Below are 7,642 nucleotides of genomic sequence, written 5' to 3' on the forward strand. Positions count from 1 at the left end.
GCGGCGCTGGACGACACCTGCCCGCGCTGCGGCGGCCGCTTCCACTGCGGCGCCGCCGACCCCGGCCCCTGCGCCTGCAGCACCCTGGTGCTCAGCGCCGAGCTGCAGGCGCAGCTGCGACGGCAGTACAGCAGGTGCTTGTGTGTGACCTGTCTGGCCGAGCTGGCCGCACACGGCGGCACCGACTAGAACGCCGGGGCGGCGCCTTTGACGCATGGCTGAGAGGCAAAGCGATGAACCCTGACCACTACACCTACCGCGTCACTTGGTCTGCGGAAGACGGCGAGCACGTGGGCCTGTGTGCCGAGTTCCCGTCGCTCTCCTGGCTTGCCGAGACCCCTGAAATAGCCCTGGCCGGCATTCGACGCGTCGTGGCCGACTGCGTGCGCGACATGCAGGCCAGCGGCGAGCCGGGGCCAACACCCATCGCCGATCAAGCCCTTTGACCGCTGAAGCAGCCGCGTCGCGGCTGCTTGCGCTCACCCGCGATCAAGCCGCGCGCCGACGCGCTGCAAAGCCACCCGCCACCCCCAGGCCCAGCAGCCACAGCGCCCAGGTCGCGGGCTCGGGCACGGCTGACACGTTGGTGTAGCTGCCGTCGAACACCGCCGTCGCGGCCAGGCCGTTGACGGTGGTGGCAGCCAGCAGCCCCTGGAAGTGGGTGTCGCCCAGCCAGTTGCCGGCCACGCGCAGTGCATAGGGGCTGCCGGCGCTGGCGCCGGTGAGCGTGAGCGTGGCGCCATTGGCCACGTCGCCCAGGGCCGCGAAGCTCAGGCGCGCGTCACCCAGCGCGATGAAGGACGAGGCCATGACCGACAGCGCCGCAAAGCCTTGCGCGTCCTGGCCGGCGGCATTCAGCAGCACCAGGGTGCCACCGGCCAGTTCCAGGGCGCTGGCGGCCGACAGGCGGCCGACGCCATCCAGTTGCAGCACCGCGCCCGACTGCAGCGCCGTGGTGCCGGTGTAGCTGCTCACGCCGCTCAGCGTCACCGTGCCGCTTTCCACCACCACGCGGTGGAAACCGCTCAGGGTGTTGTCGTAGCTGAAGCTGTTGCCGGCGCCGATGGCAAAGGTCAGCGTGTTGGCCGCGCCGCTGCCGCCGTGGAGGCTGCCCGCCACGCTGGCGCTGCCACCTTCGATGCGCACGGTGTTGGCGCCGCTGCCCAGCTCGACCGCCTTGCCGCTGGCGCTGCCGTCGATGGTGCCGGCATTGACCAGCGTGGTGGCGTAGTCGCTGGCCACCGTGACCACCGCGACACTGCCGCCGCCTTGCAGCAGCGCACCGGCGTGGTTGGTGATGCTCACCGTGCGGCCACTGCCCGTCAGGCCGCCGGCGTAGATGGCGGCGTCGCTGTCGCCGCGGATCACGCCGCCGCTCTGGTTCACCACCACGGCATCCGCATAGAGGGCCTCGCGCTGGCCGGCGTGGATGCCGCTGGTGATGTCGTTGCCCACCAGCGAAATGCCGCGGCCCACGGCGTTGGTGTTGCCGGCGGCCACCAGCCCTTCGATGCGGCCGCGGTTGGTCAGGGTGCCGCCGCCGACCGACAGGCCTTCGCTGTAGGCCAGGCCCGCTGCCGGCGCCGAGACCGCATTGATCGAGCGGATGACACCGGTGTTGGTGAGCATCAGCACGCCGTCGATGTCGATGCCGTCGCCATCGCCGGTGACGCCGTGGCCGCTGATGGTGCCGGCGTTGACCACCGTCACTACCTGCCGCGCATTGAAGCCGTCGAAGTTCAGGCCAGCGCCGTTCATGCCCATGATGCTGGCGCCGGCCTCGTTGCGCACCAGCGCGGTGAAGCTCTCAGTCGCGTTGGGCGCACCGCCGGTGATGCCGTGGCGGCCGCCGATGATCTGGCCGCTGCCGCGATTCCACAGGTCCAGGCCGGTGTTGTTCTGCGCGTCGATCGCGTCGCTGCTGGAGCCCGTGGCCGTGGTGGCGCGGATGGTGCCGAAGTTGACCACGCTGCCGTTGCGGCCGGTGCGGATGGCATCGGCCTCGCGGGCTTCGATCAGGCCGCCGGCGTTGTTGAGCACGCTGTTGGCCGTATCGGTCACGGCATTGAAGTCCAGCACCTGGTTGCCGCCGCCCGAGGCATTGAGCGACACCATCTGCCCCCAGTTGACGACGCTGATGCCGCCCACCGCCTTGTTCATCTGCACCACGTCGCCATCGGCGGTGCGCATCAGCGCGCTGCTGTTGGCGCTGCTGCCGTTGGTCAGCGTGAAGCCGCTGACGCCGGTGTTGTCGCGCACCAGGCGGCCGGTGCCCGTCTGCAGCGCGCTGCCCAGGTTGCTGAAGCTGGCGTTGTCACCCGTCAGCGTCACGGCCACACTGCCACCGCCGACGCTGAGCGTGCCGCCGGCCTCGATGCTGCCGGTCTGGTTCTTGGCCAGCGATTGCGCCGAGGTGTTGGTGGTGCCGCTGCCCACCGTGAAGGTGGTAGCGTGCAGGGGCGAGGCGCACAGCAGCGCGGCAGCCAGCGCGCAGGCGCGCAGGTGGAGTGGGGCTTGGAGGAGCATTACGTGAACTTGGATGACAAGCGCCGGATGCGGCGGTTACGGCAAAACCTCGACGCTAGGGCGGTGCCGCCAGGCGGCCCAGCCCCCGCCCGGGGTGGCGCCGGCAGCGCCTTTTTCATCATGGCGTCATGAGCACCCTGCTCTTCGTCCACGGCACCGGCGTGCGCGGCGCCGCCTACGACGCCAGCTTCGCGGCCGTGCGCGCGCAGGCGGCGCATCACCTGGGGCCGGCACTCGACGTGCAGCCCTGCCTGTGGGGCGACCATGTGGGCGCCACCATCACCGACAACCCGCTGTCGGTGCCCGGCTACGAAGTGGGCCGCTCCAACGCCGGCGCCGGCCCTTCGGTGCACGAGCAGGCAGTGCGCTGGCAGCTGCTCTATCAAGACCCGCTGTACGAGCTGCGCGCCTATGCCGCGCTGGCGGCCGATGCCGATGAGCTGCCGGTGGCCCGCTCGCCCCATGCGCAGGCGCCGGGCCGTCGTGCGTTGTCGCAGCTGGCCGGCCTGCAGCCCACCGACCCGGCGCTCGCCCGCAGCGGCCATGTAGCTACTGAACTGGTGCCCGCGGCCCTCGCCCTGCTGCAGCAGGGCGGCGTGTTCGAAGACGCGCTGCAAGCGCCTTCGCTGGCCGCGCCCGAGCGCAGCCGCGCGCTGGTGGCCCGCGCCTTCGTGGCCGCCTGGGCGCGGGCCGCCGAAGCCCGGGGCCTGCCGGTGCTGGACGGCGCGCTGCGCGACCTTCTGTGTGAAGAGGCCGTGGCCGTGCTGGGCGGCGCCACCAGGGGCCTGAAGGACGAGCTGCTGGGCGCGCTGGCCGGCCTGGCCGCACGCCTGGCCACACCGGTGCTGCGGCGCCGGCGCACCGGCGTCACCGATGCCTCCTTCGCGGCCACCCACGACATCCTGCGCTACCAGACCCCGCACGGCGGCGCCGCCATCCGCGGCCTGATCGAGCAACGCATCCGCGCCTGCGCGGCCGACGGCCCGGTGTGGCTGCTGGCGCACAGCCTGGGCGGCATCGCCAGCGTCGAGCTGCTGGCCAGCCAGCCCGGCTTGCCGGTGGCCGGCCTCATCACCTGCGGCAGCCAGGCGCCCTACCTGTACGAGGCCGATGCGCTGAGCCTGCTGCGCAGCGGCCAGCCGCTGCCCGATGGGTTTCCGCGCTGGCTCAACGTGTTCGACCTCAACGACCTGCTGAGCTACGTGGCCGGCGGCCTGTTCCCCGGCCGCGTGACCGATGCGGAGGTGCACAGCCGCCAGCCCTTCCCGCACAGCCACAGCGCCTACTGGGCCAACGACCAGCTGTGGCAGCACGTGCGCAGCTTCATGGCATGAGGTTCGACGGCCCCCCCGAACATGCCTGCGCCGTGCTGGTGGGCGTGGAGCAATGCGGCGTGTACGCCGACGACCCGCTGGTGGGCCCGGTGCGCGACGCCATCGGCTGGTACCACTGGCTGGTGGCGCGCGGCGTGCCGCCGGCCCGCATCACGCTGATGCTGTCGCCCAAGCCGGTGTCGCAGCCGCTGGTGGACGCATGGCGGCAGTCATGGTCGGCCCTGCCCCCGCATCAGCAGCCCCGCCTGCTGCCCGCCACCGAAGCTGCGTTCCTCGACTTCGTCAGCCTGGACACCGGCCTGCCCGCGCTGGCCGCCGAGCATGCCGACGGCAGCCTGCTGCTGCTGTGGAGCGGCCATGGCGTGATCGACCAGCGTGATGCGGGGCGCAGCCGCCGGCTGTTCTACCCCGACGCCCATGCCCAGGTGCCGCGCAACCTGGAGCCGGTGTCGCTGATGAAGGCCCTGCGCACGCGCCCCTTCGCCGGCCTGCGCCAGCAGCTGCTGGTGGTGGACGCCTGCGCCAACTTCGTGATGACCACCGCCCGCGACCGTCGGCTGACCGACCCGACCGGCTTCAACACCACCAACGCCGATGGCCAGATCCAGCAGCGCGTGCTGCTGGCCGCCGCGCCGGGCCAGGTGGCGCAATCGGCCGAAGGGCTGGCCGTGCGCGAGTCGGTGGCCTTGTTCAGCAGCCGCCTGCTGGCCGCGCTGGGCCAGCCGGCCGCCGGCCAATGGCCCGATTTCGGGCAGGCGTACGAGCAGGTTTGCCAGGCCTTTGCCGGCAGCAATCAGACCCCGGTGGACTGGTGCCACGGCATCCCCGACGATGCCTTGAGCGACAGTGGCGTGACCCTCGCGCCCGACGTGCCCGGCACGCGGCTGCTGGCCGCGCTGCAGGGCGTGCCGGCCGAGCCGTTGCAGCAGGCCTTCCAGGCCGCGCTGTGCGGCGTGCCGCTCACCGACAGCCAGCTGCAGGCGGCCCAGGGCGGCGTGGCCGACATGGCCGCGTTGCTGTGCGCGCTGCCGCAGCAGGCGCCCGGGCAGCCTACCGCGCCCCCGCCCCCGCCCCTGCTGCGCTGGGCCCTGCGGCTGCAGGCCCTGCTGGGCGACCAGGCCGCGCAACACCACCCGGAACTGCTGGTGTGGATCAAGCAGCAGGGCCAGGCCGACCGGGTGCAGCACTACCGCGAGGCCATTGCCGCCGAGCAAGCCCCACCCGTCCCCGGCTTCGTGCTGGTGCTGGAAAAGCCCGCCGATGCGCCGGAGCCGGGCACTGCGGCGCAGCTGCAGGGCTGGCTGTTCATCGGCGAGCCACCCCAGGTGCGCACGCTGCACGACGATGCAGCGCCGCTGTGGGTGAAGGCGGATGGCAGCGGCCGCGCCGCCGCCTTGCGCCAGCTGCTGCTGCGCGCCGGCATCGAAGCCGCCGAGGCAGCACCGCAGGCCGGCCGGCCGGAGTTCATCATCGAATACGCGCTGCCGCCCGAGCAGCTGGACGACGCGGTGGAAGATCACCCGCTGGCCGTGGGCGAAGGCCGCATGCAGCGCCCGCTGGGCAGCCGCTACCTGATCGTGCGCCGGCTGGCCGAGCGGCTGCAAGCGCTGGCCCATGCCCACAGCCGCCACACGCCCGAAATCCTGCAGTGGTGCGACACCGCCGACCTGCTGCGCCAACGCTTTGCCCAGCATGGCCTGTGCATCCACTGGCTGGCGCTGGCCGACATCGCCGAAGGCCTGCTGCACGGCCGGCTGCAGGCAGACCAGGCGGGCTGCTGCATCGGCCTCACACGCGCACAGGCCACCGCCCCGCTGGACGACGAATCGCGCGAGGTGATGTACGTCGACGGCCTGCCCTTCGCATGCTGGAGCACCGGCCCCTGGACCGATGACGACACGCAGCGCCTGCGGCAGGACCTGCAGGCCTGCCGCGGCCCGCAGGCGCTGAAGAAGCTGTTCGAGCTGCGGCGTGCCGATGCCATCGCCCGCCAGCACCCCGGCAGCCGCCTGCGGCTGCTGTGGGACGATCCTCAACACAACCCCTACGCGACCCGCCTGGGCGCCTGAACCGCGATGACCGAGCCCACCGACTGGCGCCTGTTCCTCGGCACCCGCGTGCCGCACGACGGCATCACGAAACTGCCCGATCCGCCGCCGTGGCGGCCTTACCGCACCGACCGGGTGGTGGCCGAGCGCCGCATTCCGGCCGACGACCAGCTGCCGCCGGCCATGCAGCAGCGCGGCCGCACCTTCCAGGCCACGCCCGAGATCGTGGAGATGGTCAATGCCGCGCTCTACCTGCGGCGGCCGCTGCTGGTCACCGGCAACCCGGGCACCGGCAAGTCGTCGCTGGTGGACGCGGTGGCCTGGGAACTGCGGCTGGGCGAGCCGCTGCGCTGGAGCATCACCTCGCGCAGCACGCTGCGCGACGGCCTGTACACCTACGACGCAGTGGGCCGACTGCATGCCACGCAGCAGGCGCTCACCGAGCGCGAGGCCGGCCAGCCGGTACCCGACGAACTGCCGATGTCGCAGTTCCTGCGGCTGGGGCCGCTGGGCACGGCGCTGCTGCCCACGCAAGTGCCACGCGCGCTGCTGATCGACGAGATCGACAAGGCCGACCTGGACCTGCCCAACGACCTGCTGAACGTGCTGGAAGAAGGCGAGTTCGAGATCCCAGAACTGGCCCGCCAGAAGGACGCCACGGTGCCGGTGCGCGTGCACGGCGGCGGGCCGGATGACACCTACCCCGTCACCGGCGGCCGGGTGCAGGCGCGGCAGTTTCCGCTGGTGGTGTTCACCAGCAACGGCGAGCGCGAGTTTCCGCCCGCCTTCCTGCGCCGCTGCCTGCGGCTGCAGATGCCTGACCCCTGCCAGGACGTGGCCCGGCTGACGCAGGTGGTGCAGGCCCATCTGACCGAGTACTTCCACGGCGAACTGGCGGCCGAGGTGCAGCAGCGCATCGCCGACTTCGCGCAGCGCGCCGCCACCGAACGCCTGGCCACCGACCAGTTGCTGAACGCGGTGCTGCTGGTGGTGGGCCGCGCCGGACTGCCGGCCGAGCAGAAAGATGCATTGGTCAAGCGGGTGACGCAGCCGCTGGGCTGAGAACCTGTGAACGACCCCCTCACGCCCGACCTGCGCCCGCTGCTGGCGCGGCTGCAGGCCGCCGGCCTGGGTGACGACGCGACGCAATTGCTGGACGCACTGTGGCTCAGCCGCTGGCTGCCCGGGCCGGTGGCGGCGATGGACGAGCCGAAGTCGGCGGCCCCGCCGATCGAGCCTCGCCCCGAAGCGGCCACGCCCCCGCCGCTCGCCGCGCCACCGCAGCAGCCCCGCGCGCGCGGCCCCGAGGCCGAGGTGCCGCTGCCCAGCGCAGCCCCGACCGCGGCCGATGCAGGCGCCGGCGTCTATGCCCGCGTCGCCGGCACCCCCACCGACGACGCCTGGCGCGCCCGTGCGCTGCGCGTGGCCGGCGTGCCCGCGCTGCGCGACGGCCCGGCACTGGCGCGCGCGCTGCGCCCGCTGGGCAAACGCCGCCGCTCGGCCACCCGCTTGGTGATCGACGAAGCCGCCACCGCCGAGCGCCTGGCCGACACCGGCCTGTTGTCGCCGGTGCTGGTGCCCGAGCGTGAACGCTTCTTCAGCGCCACACTGCTGGTGGAAGACAGCGCCGCGATGCCCTTGTGGCGCGGCCTGGCCGACGAGCTGGAAACCCTGCTGGCGCGCCAGGGCGGCTTCCGCCGTTTCCGGCGCCTGGCCCTGGTGACCGAAGCGCCA

Annotated in this window: 5 protein-coding genes and 2 pseudogenes; 6 read left to right on the forward strand and 1 reads right to left on the reverse strand. The window is 72.6% G+C overall.

Annotation, left to right across the window (positions count from 1 at the left end; translation table 11 throughout):
* The coding region (locus ABNT58_RS16665; protein ID WP_348754571.1) for a cysteine-rich CWC family protein at positions 1-189 on the forward strand (189 nt) is incomplete at its 5' end.
* A 44-nt stretch (positions 190-233) separates the two neighbouring features.
* Positions 234-437 (forward strand): annotated as a pseudogene (locus tag ABNT58_RS16670) (toxin-antitoxin system HicB family antitoxin); the annotation flags it as partial.
* Positions 438-489: 52 nt separating this feature from the next.
* On the opposite strand, the gene ABNT58_RS16675 reads toward ABNT58_RS16670, so the two are convergent.
* The gene (locus ABNT58_RS16675) at positions 490-2,526 is read right to left on the reverse strand and encodes a PEP-CTERM sorting domain-containing protein (RefSeq protein ID WP_348754572.1); all 2,037 of its coding nucleotides are present in this window, start codon (positions 2,524-2,526) and stop codon (positions 490-492) included.
* A 128-nt stretch (positions 2,527-2,654) separates the two neighbouring features.
* Here ABNT58_RS16675 and ABNT58_RS16680 point away from each other — a divergent pair, with 128 nt between their 5' ends.
* From ABNT58_RS16680 to ABNT58_RS16695, 4 genes and pseudogenes are all read left to right on the forward strand, one after another.
* Positions 2,655-3,860, forward strand: a complete 1,206-nt coding sequence (locus ABNT58_RS16680) for a hypothetical protein (RefSeq protein WP_348754573.1) — start codon at positions 2,655-2,657, stop codon at positions 3,858-3,860.
* On the forward strand, positions 3,857-5,929 hold the full coding sequence (locus ABNT58_RS16685) for a hypothetical protein (protein ID WP_348754574.1): 2,073 nt from the start codon (positions 3,857-3,859) through the stop codon (positions 5,927-5,929). Before ABNT58_RS16680 ends, ABNT58_RS16685 begins: the two co-directional genes overlap by 4 nt.
* Positions 5,930-5,935: 6 nt before the next feature.
* Positions 5,936-6,970, forward strand: a complete 1,035-nt coding sequence (locus ABNT58_RS16690; protein ID WP_348754575.1) for a MoxR family ATPase — start codon at positions 5,936-5,938, stop codon at positions 6,968-6,970.
* 6 nt (positions 6,971-6,976) lie between these two features.
* Positions 6,977-7,642, forward strand: a pseudogene (locus ABNT58_RS16695) (hypothetical protein); the annotation flags it as partial.

Source organism: uncultured Aquincola sp., from assembly GCF_964001545.1.
GTDB lineage: Bacteria > Pseudomonadota > Gammaproteobacteria > Burkholderiales > Burkholderiaceae_C > Aquincola.

What these genes read in the sequence shown, in the direction of transcription:
- ABNT58_RS16690 (WP_348754575.1), top strand. Translation starts at nt 5,936, where the DNA reads ATGACCGAGCCCACCGACTGGCGCCTGTTCCTCGGCACCCGCGTGCCG.
- ABNT58_RS16680 (WP_348754573.1), top strand. Translation starts at nt 2,655, where the DNA reads ATGAGCACCCTGCTCTTCGTCCACGGCACCGGCGTGCGCGGCGCCGCC.
- ABNT58_RS16675 (WP_348754572.1), bottom strand. Translation starts at nt 2,526, where the DNA reads ATGCTCCTCCAAGCCCCACTCCACCTGCGCGCCTGCGCGCTGGCTGCC.
- ABNT58_RS16685 (WP_348754574.1), top strand. Translation starts at nt 3,857, where the DNA reads ATGAGGTTCGACGGCCCCCCCGAACATGCCTGCGCCGTGCTGGTGGGC.